At 48.4% G+C, this 14,948-nt stretch carries 14 protein-coding genes and 1 tRNA gene; 8 read left to right on the forward strand and 7 right to left on the reverse strand.

From position 1 onward, the window contains the following. Positions 1–46: 46 nt before the first annotated feature. The 3 genes from DRJ53_RS19995 to DRJ53_RS20005 form a co-directional block, all read right to left on the reverse strand. Positions 47–850 carry a PhzF family phenazine biosynthesis protein gene (locus DRJ53_RS19995; protein ID WP_114237446.1) on the reverse strand — a complete coding sequence of 268 codons (804 nt, stop codon included), beginning with the start codon at positions 848–850 and terminating at the stop codon, positions 47–49. Beyond that, on the reverse strand, positions 847–1,470 hold the full coding sequence (locus tag DRJ53_RS20000) for a trimeric intracellular cation channel family protein (protein WP_114237447.1): 624 nt from the start codon (positions 1,468–1,470) through the stop codon (positions 847–849). The genes DRJ53_RS19995 and DRJ53_RS20000 overlap by 4 nt, the downstream gene beginning before the upstream one ends. A gap of 107 nt (positions 1,471–1,577) precedes the next feature. After that, positions 1,578–3,962, reverse strand: coding sequence for an alpha-ketoacid dehydrogenase subunit alpha/beta (locus tag DRJ53_RS20005; protein ID WP_114237448.1), 2,385 nt, complete (start codon positions 3,960–3,962; stop codon positions 1,578–1,580). A 105-nt stretch (positions 3,963–4,067) separates the two neighbouring features. Between DRJ53_RS20005 and DRJ53_RS20010 the strand changes: the two genes are divergently transcribed. From DRJ53_RS20010 to DRJ53_RS20030, 5 genes are all read left to right on the forward strand, one after another. Next, positions 4,068–4,529, forward strand: coding sequence for a DUF1573 domain-containing protein (locus tag DRJ53_RS20010; RefSeq protein WP_162303943.1), 462 nt, complete (start codon positions 4,068–4,070; stop codon positions 4,527–4,529). Between the two features lie 58 nt (positions 4,530–4,587). Then, positions 4,588–5,016 (forward strand): DUF1573 domain-containing protein, encoded by a 429-nt coding sequence (locus DRJ53_RS20015; RefSeq protein WP_114237450.1) that lies wholly within the window; start codon positions 4,588–4,590, stop codon positions 5,014–5,016. 191 nt (positions 5,017–5,207) lie between these two features. Continuing rightward, on the forward strand, positions 5,208–6,461 hold the full coding sequence (locus tag DRJ53_RS20020) for a pyridoxal phosphate-dependent aminotransferase (protein WP_114237451.1): 1,254 nt from the start codon (positions 5,208–5,210) through the stop codon (positions 6,459–6,461). 242 nt (positions 6,462–6,703) lie between these two features. Then, entirely contained in the window at positions 6,704–7,729 is a 1,026-nt protein-coding gene (locus DRJ53_RS20025; RefSeq protein ID WP_114237452.1) for an SRPBCC family protein, read from the forward strand. A gap of 348 nt (positions 7,730–8,077) precedes the next feature. Then, positions 8,078–8,151 (forward strand) — tRNA-Met (locus tag DRJ53_RS20030). On the opposite strand, the gene DRJ53_RS21920 is transcribed toward DRJ53_RS20030, so the two are convergent. Further along, positions 8,111–9,763 carry a recombinase family protein gene (locus DRJ53_RS21920; protein WP_421911921.1) on the reverse strand — a complete coding sequence of 551 codons (1,653 nt, stop codon included), beginning with the start codon at positions 9,761–9,763 and terminating at the stop codon, positions 8,111–8,113. The two genes, DRJ53_RS20030 and DRJ53_RS21920, sit on opposite strands and share 41 nt — an antisense overlap. A gap of 334 nt (positions 9,764–10,097) precedes the next feature. Continuing rightward, a complete protein-coding gene (locus DRJ53_RS20045) occupies positions 10,098–11,153 on the reverse strand; it encodes a hypothetical protein (RefSeq protein WP_123893718.1) in 1,056 nt (351 codons plus the stop codon). A 116-nt stretch (positions 11,154–11,269) separates the two neighbouring features. Here DRJ53_RS20045 and DRJ53_RS20050 point away from each other — a divergent pair, with 116 nt between their 5' ends. Further along, the gene (locus DRJ53_RS20050) at positions 11,270–11,707 is read left to right on the forward strand and encodes a hypothetical protein (RefSeq protein WP_114237454.1); all 438 of its coding nucleotides are present in this window, start codon (positions 11,270–11,272) and stop codon (positions 11,705–11,707) included. Between the two features lie 25 nt (positions 11,708–11,732). Further along, positions 11,733–12,026, forward strand: a complete 294-nt coding sequence (locus DRJ53_RS20055) for a hypothetical protein (RefSeq protein ID WP_123893720.1) — start codon at positions 11,733–11,735, stop codon at positions 12,024–12,026. A gap of 637 nt (positions 12,027–12,663) precedes the next feature. Here DRJ53_RS20055 and DRJ53_RS20060 read toward each other — a convergent pair. Together DRJ53_RS20060 and DRJ53_RS21175 are read right to left on the reverse strand one after the other, a co-directional pair. Continuing rightward, positions 12,664–12,885, reverse strand: a complete 222-nt coding sequence (locus tag DRJ53_RS20060; protein ID WP_114237456.1) for a hypothetical protein — start codon at positions 12,883–12,885, stop codon at positions 12,664–12,666. Between the two features lie 57 nt (positions 12,886–12,942). After that, positions 12,943–13,218 (reverse strand): hypothetical protein, encoded by a 276-nt coding sequence (locus DRJ53_RS21175; protein WP_123893722.1) that lies wholly within the window; start codon positions 13,216–13,218, stop codon positions 12,943–12,945. Positions 13,219–13,526: 308 nt separating this feature from the next. On the opposite strand from DRJ53_RS21175, the gene DRJ53_RS20065 reads away from it, so the two are divergent. After that, positions 13,527–14,753 carry a tyrosine-type recombinase/integrase gene (locus DRJ53_RS20065; protein WP_114237457.1) on the forward strand — a complete coding sequence of 409 codons (1,227 nt, stop codon included), beginning with the start codon at positions 13,527–13,529 and terminating at the stop codon, positions 14,751–14,753. The last annotated feature ends 195 nt before the right edge of the window (positions 14,754–14,948 follow it).

The raw sequence follows: 14,948 nt of genomic DNA on the forward strand, positions 1-14,948 counted from the left end.
AATGGCCGGCAATTACTTGCCGGCCATTTTATTTGAAGCATCCAGGTTAAATATCATCAAGGTAAATCTCCCCTTTTAAAAACAAGACGCATTCGCCGCTCATATACACCCGGTCATCTTTCAATGAGCATTGCAGCTCGCCTCCCCGTTGCGATAATTGGTGACAAACCAAATCCGTCTTACCCAGTTGCGCTGCCCAGTATGGCACAATATTGCAATGCGCCGAACCGGTAACCGGGTCTTCGGGCACACCGGCACCGGGATAAAAACAGCGGCTCACTGCATCGGCGCCATTTCCTTTTGCCGTAACGATCACTCCCGCCGAATCAAGTGTTTTCATTTTATTAAAATCAGGCGTTACCCCCAACACGGCTGCTTCGTTTTCCAACACCACAAAATAATCGCGGGAACGCAGCACCTGTACTGGTTTGGCTACGCCAATGCTTTCGAGCAAACCATCCGGAACTTCGGTGGGTTGCGGCATGCGCACCGGGAAGTTGAGCGTAAATACATCGCCGCTAATTAGGGTTTGCAGCGGACCAGCTTTTTGCGTGGTAAAATTTAATTCGGCAACCTGCGGCTCCAGGAATTTTTTAATGATGTATGCTGCGGCCAGCGTTGCATGCCCGCACAAATCAATTTCATAATCGGGGGTAAACCAGCGGATATAATACTGATCTTTTGCTGCGGCATCTTTTACAAAAAATACCGTTTCGCTTAAATTATTTTCCATGGCAATCTGCTGCATCAGGCTGTCGGGTAGCCACTCGTTTAGTGGTACCACAGCGGCAGGATTGCCCTTGAATATTTTGCTGGCAAATGCATCGACCTGGTAAATGGGCAGGGTCATGGTTGTTTTTTTAAATAAAATTTCGGCAATGCAATATCAAAACGAACGGCAATTATGCGGATGGCAATAACCAGTGCAATGCAGATGATTTTGGCTACATCAGTGGGAATGAGTGTACGCTGCAACAGCAGGTATAGAGCGCCGCCAGTGATGCAGGCCAGCGCATAAATTTCGCGGTGGAAAATGAGTGGTAATTTATTCAGCATCACATCGCGCAGCACGCCACCAAAACAAGCTGTCATGGTGCCCAGTGCCAGGCACACCGTTGGTCCAAAGCCGCGCCGCAGGCCCACTTCCACGCCTACAATGGTAAAGAGGCCAATGCCCAGCGCATCAAACAGGAAAAGGGCCGGATCGAGCCGGCGCAACTGCGGCCCCAGCAACATGGTAGCAACAGCCGCGGTAAAAATAACGATGATGGTGCCGCCATTGGTGAGCCAGGAAACGGGTGTGTTGCCCACCAGCAGATCTCGCATGGTGCCGCCGCCAATGGCGGTTACAAATGCAATGATGACCACGCCAAACGGATCGAAACGGCGTTCCATAGCCGAAAATGCCCCCGACACCGCAAAAGCAAATGTGCCCAGAATATCGATGACGTGGAGTAGGCTGGGATACATGGTGAGTGGATGGTGGATGAAAGTTGATAGTTGGTAGTTGATAGTTGACAGTAAATAGTAGATTCTTGATTTCACCATCATCTATCATCCACCATCCATCATCACTCCTACTCCGCCATCATTTGGCGTATTACAGTTTCAATTTCTTCTGCGTTGGGTTTGCTGAAATAATCACCATCAGAGCCATAGGCAGGCCGGTGGGCTTTCGCCGAAAGCGTTCTGGGTGCCACATCCAGCCAGCGATAACCGCCCTGTTCTTCCATTACTTTTTGGAACATATAAGCAGTGGCGCCGCCCGGCACATCTTCATCTACAAAAAGAATGCGGTTGGTTTTTTTCAGCGATTGCAGGATCAAATGATTGACATCAAACGGTAACAGCGTTTGCACATCCACTACTTCGCAGCTGATGCCCCTTTGCTCCAGCCGTGGCAGCGCTTCCTGTACCACCCGCAGTGTAGAACCGTAAGATACGATGGTAACGTCGGTGCCTTCGTGCACAATTTCAGGCACGCCCAGCGGCACGGTGTAATCGGCCAGGTTGGCCGGCAGCCGTTCTTTCAGGCGGTAACCGTTGAGGCATTCCACAACCACGGCGGGGTCGTTGCCACGCAGCAGCGTGTTGTACATGCCCGCGGCCTGCACCATATTGCGCGGCACACACAGGTGCATGCCCCGCAGCGAACCCAGCAACATAGCCATCGGCGATCCGCTGTGCCAGATGCCTTCGAGGCGGTGGCCACGGGTACGCACAATCATGGGTACGCTTTGCTGGCCGTTGCACCGGTAATGCAGCGTAGCCACATCATCGCTCAGCTCCTGCAGTCCGTACAGCAGGTAATCGAGGTATTGTATTTCGGCAATGGGCCGCAGGCCACGCATGGCCAAACCGGCGCCCTGTCCCATAATGGTGAGTTCGCGGATGCCAGTATCGAAAATGCGGCCGGTGCCGTATTTGGCCTGCAAACCGGCAAAGCCCTGGTTCACGTCGCCAATATGTCCAACGTCTTCGCCAAAGGCCACAATTTTGGGATTGTTGGCAAACAGTTGGTCAAAATAACGGTTCAAAATTTCGTAGCCGTTCAGGATGGGTGCATCGGCATCAAAACGCAGGCTGTTGCCCTTTTCCAGCAGCGGGCTTTTGGGCCCTTCGTGGTACAGATGCGTGTGGTACAACCGGCCGTTCGATTGTTTCAATTCTTTATAAAGCGTAGCCAGTTCTGCTGCGGCCGGTTTGCCTTCGGTGGCCGAAACGGCTGCATGCAGCGTTACCATGATATCGCGGCGCATCGGGTCTTTTACCTGCAGCAGCTTTTTTACCAGGCCGCTGAACAGGGCCGCTACTTCGGGCACCGCGGCCGCGGTTTGCTCCATCAGGTCAATAGCCTGGCGCATTTGTTTTTTTACCGGCAGTAAAAAGCCTTCCCATGCCTTGTTCTTGCTGTCCCGCACGGCTTCTTTCACTTCATTTTCCAGCTCCAGCAGTTCGGCTTCCTCGGCCAGGTTATTGGCCAAGATCCATTCCCGCATTTTAACCAAGCCGTCCCATTCCCGTTCCCAGACAAGGCGGTCTTTGTCTTTATAACGCTCATGGCTACCCGAAGTGGAATGGCCTTGCGGCTGCGTGATCTCTTCCACATGAAACAGCACCGGTGTGTGTGTTTCGCGGGCCAGGCTGATGCCTTCTTCAAACGTTTCGCACAGGGCGGCATAATCCCAACCCTTTACGCGGTAAATATGAAAGCCATTGGTGCCGTCTTCCTTTTGAAAACCAGCCAGTGCTTCGGAAATGGAGCCTTTGGTGGTTTGGTATTTTTTAGGAACGGAAATACCGTAACCATCGTCCCATACAAATATGGCCAGCGGCACCTGCATCACGCCGGCGGCGTTTACGGTTTCCCAAAACTGGCCTTCCGAGGTGGAGGCATCGCCGATGGTGCAAAAGCACACTTCGTTGCCATTGTGCGACAGCTCTTCGAACTGCTTAAGCTCGGGCACCTGCCGGAAACATTTCGAGGCCAGCGCCAGCCCAAGCCCGCGGGCCATCTGGCCGGCAGTGGTCGATATATCTGCAGAAACGTTTTTGCGGTTGGCCAGGCCCAGCCATTCGCCGGTAGGCGCCACAAACGGCGTGGCAAAATGCGCATTCATTTGCCGGCCGGCGCTGAACGGATCGTTGGGGTCGGCGTAGAGCTGCGCAAAAAACTGCTCCACCGTAGCCAGGCCTGCTGCAAACATAAAGGTCTGGTCGCGATAGTACCCCGAGCGGAAATCGCCGGGCTGGAAAAATTTAGCCATGGCCACCTGGGCCACTTCTTTGCCGTCGCCAAAAATGCCAAATTTGGCTTTACCCGTAAGCACCTCTTTGCGGCTGATCAGGCTGGTTTCGCGGCTGATACATACCCAGCGGTAATCGTGCAGCACTTCCTGGCGAAAATTTTCATATGACAGCTGCTCCAACGAAATCGCTGTGGCCTCAATCGAATGTTCCATGCGGCAAAAATAGGTGGAATGGCGGCTTGGTGCTTTCGTCGTTAAAAAAAGCTAAATCATCGCTGGCGCTGGCAATTGATGGAAGTTTGCCTTAATTTTGGTTCCATGAGCAAACGCCTGCTTCAAAAACTTGGTCTGTTGGGGCTTGTAACCTTGCTGCTGTGCGGCTTTGGGGCGCAGGCGCAAACCGCCGCGGTAACAACGCCAGCGCTTCGTTTTGCAGCAACCGAATTTAATTTTGGCAAAATACCACAAGGCAAACCGGTGTACTACAATTTTTCCGTAGTAAACACCACCGGCCAGCCGATGAAGATTGACAACGTACAGGCAGCCTGCGGATGCACCACACCCGAGTGGAGCCGAGAGGCTATAGCGCCCGGTGCCACCGCCCAAATTAAAGTGGGCTACAATGCAGCGGCAGAAGGGCCATTTGACAAAACCATCACCGTAGTAACAGGCAACGACACACAGGTACTCCATATTAAAGGCGAAGTGTGGCGCACCCCGGTAACCTCGGCGCCGCCCAATGCATCAGTGCTGTTTTTGAAAAAACAGCTGGGTCAGTAATTTTCCCCAAACATTTTATAATATAGCAATCCTTTCATCCCCTCAAAAAAAACACTACATGAAAAAGCTTCTGATGCTGCTTACTGCCTTTATTGTTACCACCACAGTTATGGCGCAAAAAGCCGACGACGTGATGAAGGTAAATACCGAAAAGCACGATTTCGGCAAGATCAAACAAGGTGTGCCGGTTACTACATACCTGGAAGTAAAGAACACCAGCGATAAGCCATTGGTTATTGAAAATGCCTGGGGTTCATGTGGTTGCACCACTCCCGAAGTGCCTAAAGAGCCCATCATGCCCAACACCACTACCAAGGTAAAAGTGCAATACAATGCTGCAGCACTGGGCCAGTTTACCAAAGATGTGTTCATCAAATTTGCAGGCATCGAAGAGCCTAAGCTGATCAAAATTACCGGCGAAGTATTGGAGCCAGGCGCTTACGAAGCTGCTGCAAAGCAAAAGCCTACGTCGGCTAAAAAAAGCTAAGAATATAGCTGGCCAGTTACATGGCATTTGAATAGAATTTAGAAACAGGTCCCTGCCAAAAGCGGGGACCTTGTTTTTTGGGGCAAAGCCAGCAGCACAGCGCCGTTCAGTTGGGCCATTTCGCAAAAATTTTATGTTTTTGGGAGCAGCTAGTTTTTTAGCTGCGCATTGATTTCCCTTAGTTTTGGCGCATGTTATCGATTTCCCAGCGTGGGCAGGATTTGCCCGCATCGCCCATCCGAAAACTGGTGCCCTTTGCCGAAGCAGCAAAGAAACGGGGCACTAAAGTATACCACCTCAATATTGGCCAGCCCGATATTGAAACCCCGCCTGCCATTATCGACGCGGTAAAGGCTACCGACATCCGGGTGCTGGAATACAGCCACAGTGCCGGCAACGAAAGCTACCGCCGCAAGCTGGTGCAGTACTACAAAGGCGTGGGCATTAATGTGTCGCACGACCAGATCATGGTGACCACCGGCGGTTCTGAAGCGATTTTATTTGCATTTTTTGTTTGCCTCAATCCCGGCGATGAAGTGATCATCCCGGAGCCTTTTTATGCCAACTACAACTCATTTGCGGTAGCTGCGGGTGTAAAAGTGGTGCCGGTTACCGCCAACATTGAAACCGGGTTTGCCCTGCCTCCTATTGAACAATTTGAGCCGCTGGTTACGCCGCGAACCCGCGCCATTATGGTGTGCAGCCCCAATAACCCCACCGGTTACCTCTATAGCCGCGAGGAAATGGAAGCGCTGAAAACGCTTTGCCTGAAATACAACCTCTACCTGTTTTCGGATGAGGCTTACCGTGAGTTTTGCTATGATGGTGCTTACGTGAGTGCCATGCACCTGACGGGTATGGACGAACAGGTAGTGCTGATTGATACCATATCGAAAAGGTACAGTGCCTGTGGTGCCCGTATTGGTGCGCTGGTTACCAAAAACAAAGGCATTTATGATGCGGCAATGAAATTTGCACAGGCAAGGCTGAGCCCGCCCGGGCTGGCCCAGATCATGGGCGAAGCGGCTGTGGACCTGCCCCATTCTTATTTTGACGGAACTCGCGCCGAATACCAGGCCCGCCGCGACCTACTGGTGCAGCGGCTCAATGCCATTCCGGGTGTATACTGCCCGCAGCCGGGTGGCGCTTTTTATGCCATTGCCCGCCTGCCTATTGATGATGCGGATCTTTTTTGCCAATGGCTGCTGGAGTCGTTTGCACACAACGGGCAAACGGTGATGCTGGCGCCGGCAACCGGTTTTTACAGCACGCCGGGCCTGGGCAAACAGGAAGTGCGGCTGGCATATGTGCTCAACCTGCAGGATATTGGTGCGGCAATGGATTGCCTGGAAGCAGCGCTGGCGCAGTACCCGGGACGAATTGAGCTGACTTCGACTGCTTCGGAACTGACCATTGACTTAAAAAATCATGCAGGTGGTTTATAAATATTTACGATCACGATGAGCGCCATTTTGCAAAGCTATGCTAGGAAATAATTGAGCTTCCTTTTTTGGGAAAGCTTTTCCTCAAAGTTTGAAGTCATAGAAGAATAAAAAAGTCCTGCATGCATGCAGGACTTTTTTATTTACCTAAAAACCAACTACTTATGCAATAGAACAAAGATGTAGTTAAGTACCCGGCAGGGGTAAGCACCATTTTAGCAGCAGTGCAGCAAAAACATTGTAATATGGCCACAAATGAACAATTTGGAAGCTGGCAGGATGAGAACGATTTTAACCCTGCCGAAGGGAACAGCAACCAGATAAATGTTGGATACAACGAACGCATTTTAAGCGCAGCCCTTGGTGGCTACCTGCTTTCGTCGGGGTTGGGCAACCTGACCCGCAACCCGGTAAGCGGCCTCGTAAAAACCGTGCTGGGCGGCTTTTTGGTGTACCGTGGCGCATCGGGCAACTGCCCCATGTACAGCGCTATGGGCAAAACAAAAGGCGTAGCACATACCGAAGCGGTAAACATCCGCACCAGCCTTATTGTAAACAAACCCAAAGACGAAGTATACGCTTTCTGGCGCAAGCTGGAAAACTTACCTCTGTTTATGAAACACCTGACTTCGGTTACCGAGATTGACCAAAAGCATTCTCATTGGGAAGCGACGCTGCCGGGCAATATTGGCAAGATCAAATGGAACGCCGAGATTGTGAAAGAAGAGGAAGGCTCAATGATTGGCTGGCAAAGCATTCCAAACGCCACGATCCATAATGCCGGCAAAGTAGTATTTAAAGACGCTTTAGGTGGACAAGGCACCGAGCTGGAAGTGGTGATTTCGTACACGCCGCCTGCCGGCGAAATTGGTTCGGGCGTTGCCAAAATGCTCAACCCGATGTTTGAAAAAATCATCCGCCAGGATGTGCTGAACTTTAAAGAATACATCGAAACAAAACACAACGCTAAAACCGGCACTTCGAACACCGCCAGCAATGCCATGAACAGCACGATGAGCAGCGGCAATAGCGGCGGCATGGCTACCGGTGCCACAAGCACAGCCGGCAGCAGCTCGATGGCACACACGCCGGGCGGCAACCCTGCCACAGGCGCCACCGGAACCGGTACGCAGCACAGCAGCCGCATTTCGGAAAACCAGTCGGCAACCGGCGCTAATAAACCCGGCAACCAAGGCCAGAATCCGGGCAACGCCGGAAATACACGTCCCGGCAGTGGTGGTCCTTCATCGGATGGAAGCATCACGCCATAATTAGCACAGAAGTATATTTTGAAAAAATGCACGACTTAACCAGGTCCTGCATTTTTTTGCCCATTGGCGCAAATGAGAAGCTGGAATTAACAATGTGGTAATATAGAAATGGCGAAGCTGTTCTATATTTGCAAGTGTATTAGATACACTTATAGCGTATCGCACATAAAATGAATCAAAAGATTATGGTCCGACGCTGAACTCCGCTCCGGACTGAACTTTTTCATATGGCAAGCAATCGTTAGTCGCCCGCTGTTTCTACAGTGGGCTTTTTTTTGGAGTTAGATTGGTAGAGAAATTTGTTTTGTTGTGCATGATTCACATATATTTGCAGCCCGTTAAACGGTTGCCGAGGTAGCTCAGCTGGTTAGAGCATCGGATTCATAACCCGAAGGTCGGCAGTTCAAGTCTGCTCCTCGGTACAGAAAGCGACTTCTCCTCAAAATCAGGAGAAGTCGCTTCTTTTTTAGATGTATCCTCCCTTGTAAATGAAACTGTTAGCTCAACAAATGGGTTGACTTTCGAAGTTAGATAAGTATGATTTTTCACATTGTACAATACTCCTTCCGGAAACAGTACTTTTTGTACCCTCCTTTTTCCCTCCAAATCTGCAGAACTCCATATGGTACTGACTTTCGCAAGCTTATCGAGTGAGGCTTCAAGCAATTTTTCCAAGTTAGATATTTTCGGAACGACTAATTCCAGTTCCCGGCTGATTTGCTGCTCCTGGCTGCCTAGATGTTCCAGGGTCAAGGCATAGGTCTCCTGGTCAATTTGGCCCAATCCGTAGCGGATCTTTAGCTGCTTTACTTGCTTTTGCAATACTGCCAACTGGGTTTGGAGCTTTTGCTCCTCATCGTCTCCACCGGCCTCATTGTAGTGGTTAAATATCTTCTTAAGCTGGAGTTCCACGAGCGGTCTTAATTTTTCAGGTATGCTAAACTGCTCCAGCAGCTGAATAAATAATTCTTCAGCACTTTTTCTTCTTGCCTTTGGTGTAGCATGAGCATTGATGCTAACACCATTGCACTTTAGGCAACGATAGTAATGGAGCCCTTTTTGTTTGTTTTCATAACCTACCATATGGCTGCCACACTGATCGCACTTAAGCAGGCGGGTGAGCGGCCGCATTTCTTCGGCTTTATTTTGCTGGTACCCAGAAGGATTGTTTTCCAATAGTTTTTGGACCTTCACGAATTCTTCAATCGTAACAATTGGTTTCCAATTTCCCTTCACTGGCTCTTCAGCTAATCGGTTAATTAAAATGCCACAATAAAATGGATTGCGCCAAATCTTGCTGATCTTTTGTTTTGATAAAATAAGTCCCCGGCTTTGTAGTTTGGATAGAATCTGCGAATCGCTATACAATCCCGACAGTTTCCACTCCCATGCTTCCCGAAGCAGTTTTCCATCCTCATTGATTTCAATGCGTTGCTTTTGGCTCAAGAATCTGCCATCCCGCACCCTGGGGCCGTAATGATCATACCCAACCGGAGCCTGCCCAAAGCGATTACCGCTTTTTACAAAAGCCTTCATATTGGGGATAATGATTTCCTTGCGTTCTAGGTTTTCTTTATATGCGTGAAAAAGGCTTTCATACACTGCAGCCTTTCCTCTTTCAGTAGTAGTGTTGATGCCCGTACTTACCTCTATAAGGTTAACGCCAAGTTCTTCTACCAAATAGTTAACGAGTCCAATTGCATTACCACCACTTCTGGAAAAGCGGCTCATTTTATAAACCAAAATAGCATACGGCTTCTTTCGGCTGGTTTGCACCCGGTCAATGAGGCGGCTAAACTCTTTGCGGGTAAAGTCTGATTTGGCACTTTCGTAAGTGCCGCCAAACTCCTCCACAATAGTGTATCCGCTTTTTGAAGCATAGGCCCTGTTAGCGTCAATCTGACGGTGAACAGAAGAGTTATTTTCAAATTGCTCCTTGGAGCTTACACGGGAATAAGACCAAACAGAAAAGCTGATTGTAGCTTTCTGGTCTTCTTTGGGTACGAATTTTTGGAAGTAATCAAGCTTGCTCATTTGTGGCAGCGTTATAAAGGGTAATAGAAATATGGTAAATAAAGTCGCTTAAATTTTCAATGTCAAACTCTGACAGGCTTAGAAATTCGGGGACCAACCCAATCTCTTCTCTTGTGAGCCTTAAGTTATACTTTGTATGTGTCTCTACATAGGGTACATTATTAGTGTTCATTTGTGCTCCCGTGTACTTTGCATGGGTGCTTACCTGAGGTAATCAGAATAAGCACCTTTTTCCACTTGTCGGGATTTCACCATCGGCCCGGATGTATGCCGGAACCATTTACATCGATTTCATTTCACCTTTTACTCAATTATCTGACGCTATTGCAAACTGCTACAGCTTCTTTATTGTTTTCCTGACCACCAGGGTTTTCTCATCCACCGTATCCACCACCATGCGCTCATAGTTTTTGAGCCCCAATGCTTTTCTGAGCACTTCTGCTTCACCCCCTGTGATGATCACATCCTCAGCCACAACTTCTACCCTATGCACCTTGCCCTTTTTCAGTTCTACCCGTACTTCCTTATTCCTTGGATCCTTAATGGCACGCAGTACTTTACTTTCTCCTTCCGAAAACAGTTGCAGGGAGGAGACCACTTGGCCTAGCTCGCTACTTTTTAGGTACTCCTTGAGGTAGTGCCTGATGGAAAGGTATATATGGGGCCGGGAAGGGTCTACTTCCCCATCAGGATTTTCGCCAAAGTGGTACCCACCCCCTTTATATTCAGAAATGCTGCCATCAACAAAAAGCAGCAAGCCCCCTTCTTCCCCACTCACAAGACAATATTCGATAAGCTGGGTTAAGTAGTTTACGTCATACTTAAAGGCATCCAGCAACGCTTTATCCTGGAGCACATCTTTGATGTACTGAAGATTTTGTGCCTCTTTTTCACCCAGCACCCCTGCCAGCCCTTTTTTTTCCAGTGCTGCTACTTGTGCTTTCAGGTTCTGCTCGGGTAGGTTATCCAGGTAAGCTCTTTTAAATAGGTAATCTGCAAGCCTCAGCATCTTGGAAATAGCATAGTCGAAGCCCCGGAGGTCCTGCAGCATGCGAATCCAGATCATCTGGGCAAAGGAAAACCTGGCCCAGGTGCCCCGCTGAAAAAAAGGCAGCAACCCCTGCTTACGCCAGAACTTCAGCAGGTCCTTTTCCTCCTTATCAAAATCCTCCAGCGGCACCAGCTTTTGGTGCATCCATGTGCGGAACTCATAGCTCGTGGCAAGCCCACCATCATCACCGGCCTCCTTACTTTGTGTGGCGCCTGAGCTACCAACAGACATATTATTATCTGAAGAAAGCTTCTTTACCTCCCCTTCCACTAGTGGTGTCTGCCCCTGCCTCAAGGGTTTACCAGGTGTGTTTTCCGGAGCTTTTGTCTTTTTAGCCATAACGGAAGTGAAGGTACCAACGAGTAGTAACACTTCCAACTTTTATTTGCCACTTTACGTATCCAGCTACTTCCGGTAATATTTTTGGTCCATTATTTAATAAAAAACGACACCCTATGTCTCAGTTATTTAAGCCATGGCCGCCCGAGCGGCGCTGCCAATTCTGTGGAAAGCCAATTACGGGCAAAAGCACCAAGAAGTTTTGCAACACTGGTTGCAAGGACAGCTTCCACAATGCAGAGAAAGCAAGAAAAAACTCGAACACTTACTCGTATGAAACGGTGATGCGCCAAAATGAAAAGCACCTAAAGGTCCTATCCGCCAATGCTTACTACCAGCAGAATGGAATCTCAGAAGGTCCACTCCTCGGCCAGGGTGTGAACCTAAGTGTTTGTGTAAACGAGGAAGTGCACCTGAAAACCGGTGGGGTGATCTATTGGTATGGGTGCTATGGGGTGGAACTGCCTACAAAAGTGGGTGGCAACTATATGCTCCACCAAAGGGACGAATCCAAAGTGCCAAACTTTAAACTTGGAGGAGGTAATTATGTATAATCCACCTACCAGGGCCGTACTGATCATGGAAAAGACTAAAGCAATTGCCCAGATCAAGGGATTCAACCTTGCCCCGCCGGCCGCTGCCTCGAGCCATAGCCAAGAATCTTTTTTTGCTAGCGAAACACCGCAGCCTGCTGTGCCTAACTGCCAATCCGCTGCTACAGGTGTACCTGCAAGGCAAACGATCGTTAGAAAAGGAAGTTATGGCGAGTTTATTATTATTGTAATTATCGTTTTTGCTCTGGGTGCAACGGGTGTCTACCTGCTGGAGCTGCATGCAGCAAATAGAAAAAAGCAGCGCAACAATAGGCTGTAAGGCCGCCATAAGTACTTAAGCACGAGGGCCTTTTCTTCGGACAATATCAGCCCGCATTTATATTATGGGTGTATGATAAAGCAGATCCGCTTTATTATACACCCATAATTTTTTGCCCCTATAGAGGCGCCCATCACAGTAAAAATCATAGGCTAGCGTCAGGAAAAAGATAAAATCAGCGGCAAGAACGGGCCCGAAAAGATCGCCTGAGTTGCTGGCGTGTACAAGCGTGTAAACCCGTGTAAAGCGTGTACACCGTGTGTACACGCTTTACACGGAAAAAACAAGGGTCGAATTGAGCCATTTTTTGAACACTCGAGGAAATGAAAAACCTGGCGCTTTGTGTAGTAAGCCGAATCGTTGTTTTCCACGATTCGGCTTTTGGGAATTTGAATCATAAAAATCAACGCTATAAGGTTACCAAAAAGCGCAGGAAAACACGATTCCAACCCTATTGCCCAGGAATTGAAAAACCGTGAGCGGAAAGTCAATTATCGAAGAAAACATCGAAAATGTGCCCTATAGCGTAACCACGTTTACAAAAAATAACTTCAGAGCAAATAATGCAATTAAAAACCGTTGCATCTGGCAGAAAATCACGGTTCTAAATAATGGTACAAAAAGGGAATTATTTCTTTTATAATAGTGTTTTGAGCAGCTCAACTTTTTCCTGCTCGGTTTGCAGCAGTTGCTCATAAAGCTCGACGATCTTTTCCACGGCATTAAAAACCTGCTGGTATACCATTGCATTGGAGTGATTGTCGAAAGTATTGTGCTGAACGGTATTGAGTAGGTTCACCGCTGCATCTTCGTTTAAGGTCTCGATCGCACCTGGAGCAATACCTAACACCTCGGCCATCTTTAGGAGACGATCTTCATCTACAGCTTCGCCGCTTTCCTTGTGGGAGACGGCCTGCTACGATATGACAAATGCTTTTGCCTGGCGGTCTTGCCTAATGCCGCGTAGTTCCCGGATGAGCTTAATGTTTTGGCCTGGGTGATGCCTTATGCGATCAATGATACCTTTAATACTTTCAAAAAAAGGAAAACTTGGTTCGACCTCAATAAACACAAAAAATGCTGCCGCAGTAATATTACTGCGGCAGCATTTTTTGTGTGAGAGTGCCAGATTGAACAGGCTTAATTCAGAAGCAATAAGCGGGACTTCAAGCCGGAAATTATTTGGTGCCAATGTCCAGGTTGTGTGTTTTGCGTTCCAACTAATAATAGCTCTCAAGTCCAAACAACCGTCTTGCATGCCCGTTGTCCTATACTCCCATGCTTAATCAAGATGGTCAACTGATCACTCACTAAAACCCACTGTAGGAAAATGGTTCCTGATTAGCATGCAATCCCTGCAAAAAGTTCGGTAAAGAAAATTAAGCGCCAGCCACGGAGACATTTTCCCACAATTTACGCTACTCTTAATGGGATATTGTGGCTACATTCTTCTAATAGACTAAATATTTTAGTAAATTTTCTTTCCAAAACCTACACCTCATGCAACCACTGCTAACCCTAAAGGCCCTTTACCACCGGGGTCAGGAAAGTATCGGCATCTACTTTTCCCACAACAGTGCAATCACCCATCAAATAAAAATCATCAAAGGAGCAAAATGGAGCCGAACAAACGTCTGCTGGTATCTACCCTTAACGAAGTCACACTACCAGGAACTAGTCAGAAACACTGCACATCTTGCAAAAATTGACACAAATGCCCTTCGGCAATACTTGGAACAAAGGAAAGTGCGGTTGCCCTCCCCTCCTTCCGATAAAACCACTCAAAAGTTTACTACCAATACTCAAGCAAGCCGCCTTGCCGCCGCACCACTTTCAACCCAAAATCTTCAGGCCCTGAACCGTTTTGTTGAAGAGTTGAAACTGAAGGGATACAGCTCAAGCACCATCCGCACCTACCGGGGGGAGTTGCTGCAACTTTTGCAGCTGCTGAAGCAAAAACCGGTGAACGAACTCACACCTGACGATTTACGCAGGTATATGGTGTATGCTATGGAAAAGCAAGGAATTAGTGAAAATACCGCCCATAGCCGGCTCAATGCCCTTAAGTTTTATTTCGAGCAGGTGCTGGGACAGGAAAAGTTCTTTTGGCAGATTCCCAGGCCCCGCAAACCACAGCAACTTCCAAAGGTGTTAAGTGAACGGGAACTGGAGCGTTTGTTTGCAGCCATTCGTAATTTAAAACACAAAGCCCTTCTTTTTACTGCCTACAGTGCAGGGCTTCGGGTAAGTGAGGTAGTCCACCTAAGGCTTGCTGACGTGGATAGTGGTCGGATGCAGTTACGCATCGAGAACGCTAAAGGCAAAAAGGACCGGTATGTGGGCCTGAGCATTCTGCTTTTGGATGTGCTGAGAGCCTACCTGCTGAAGACCAACCCAAGACCCGAGTTTTATTTGTTTGAGGGAGCGGTCCCTGGAGCACCATACACCAGCCGCAGTGCTCAGCTTATCTTTCATCAGGCAAGGCACGGTGCCGGCATTCAAAAAAAGGTCAGCTTTCATGTTTTGCGCCACTCATTTGCAACCCACTTACTGGAAAAAGGAATTGACATCCGCTATATTAAGGACCTGCTGGGGCATTTTAGTATCAAAACCACAGAACGCTATTTACATGTAAAAAAAGAGGAATTGATTACTATTGTTAATCCCCTGGATGCGCTTTTTGCCGGCAAAAGCTGGGATTGCTCGGGTTTCATTGACGAAACCTAACAATCCACAAAACGAAACCTAGAAGGAATGAAACAGAGCAAATTAGAAAAATGGTTTAGTTTCGGCTAATACGTAAATACTACTGTTAGCAGTAATTTTTGTGACACCGTTTCCAATCCAGAGTAAATAGACACAAACCTCATGGCAGACTGGTTCAGACGTAAATCATGGACGCAAACTGACGAAGAAGAGTTT

The organism is Paracnuella aquatica, assembly GCF_003332885.2.
Lineage (GTDB): Bacteria > Bacteroidota > Bacteroidia > Chitinophagales > Chitinophagaceae > Flavisolibacter > Flavisolibacter aquaticus.

Coding starts and splice junctions, on each gene's coding strand:
- DRJ53_RS20020 (WP_114237451.1), top strand. CDS start 5,208: ATGTTATCGATTTCCCAGCGTGGGCAGGATTTGCCCGCATCGCCCATC.
- DRJ53_RS20060 (WP_114237456.1), bottom strand. CDS start 12,885: ATGGCCGAGGTGTTAGGTATTGCTCCAGGTGCGATCGAGACCTTAAAC.
- DRJ53_RS20055 (WP_123893720.1), top strand. CDS start 11,733: ATGGAAAAGACTAAAGCAATTGCCCAGATCAAGGGATTCAACCTTGCC.
- DRJ53_RS20025 (WP_114237452.1), top strand. CDS start 6,704: ATGGCCACAAATGAACAATTTGGAAGCTGGCAGGATGAGAACGATTTT.
- DRJ53_RS20050 (WP_114237454.1), top strand. CDS start 11,270: ATGTCTCAGTTATTTAAGCCATGGCCGCCCGAGCGGCGCTGCCAATTC.
- DRJ53_RS21920 (WP_421911921.1), bottom strand. CDS start 9,763: ATGAGCAAGCTTGATTACTTCCAAAAATTCGTACCCAAAGAAGACCAG.
- DRJ53_RS20000 (WP_114237447.1), bottom strand. CDS start 1,470: ATGTATCCCAGCCTACTCCACGTCATCGATATTCTGGGCACATTTGCT.
- DRJ53_RS20065 (WP_114237457.1), top strand. CDS start 13,527: ATGCAACCACTGCTAACCCTAAAGGCCCTTTACCACCGGGGTCAGGAA.
- DRJ53_RS20015 (WP_114237450.1), top strand. CDS start 4,588: ATGAAAAAGCTTCTGATGCTGCTTACTGCCTTTATTGTTACCACCACA.
- DRJ53_RS19995 (WP_114237446.1), bottom strand. CDS start 850: ATGACCCTGCCCATTTACCAGGTCGATGCATTTGCCAGCAAAATATTC.
- DRJ53_RS20005 (WP_114237448.1), bottom strand. CDS start 3,962: ATGGAACATTCGATTGAGGCCACAGCGATTTCGTTGGAGCAGCTGTCA.
- DRJ53_RS20010 (WP_162303943.1), top strand. CDS start 4,068: ATGAGCAAACGCCTGCTTCAAAAACTTGGTCTGTTGGGGCTTGTAACC.
- DRJ53_RS20045 (WP_123893718.1), bottom strand. CDS start 11,153: ATGGCTAAAAAGACAAAAGCTCCGGAAAACACACCTGGTAAACCCTTG.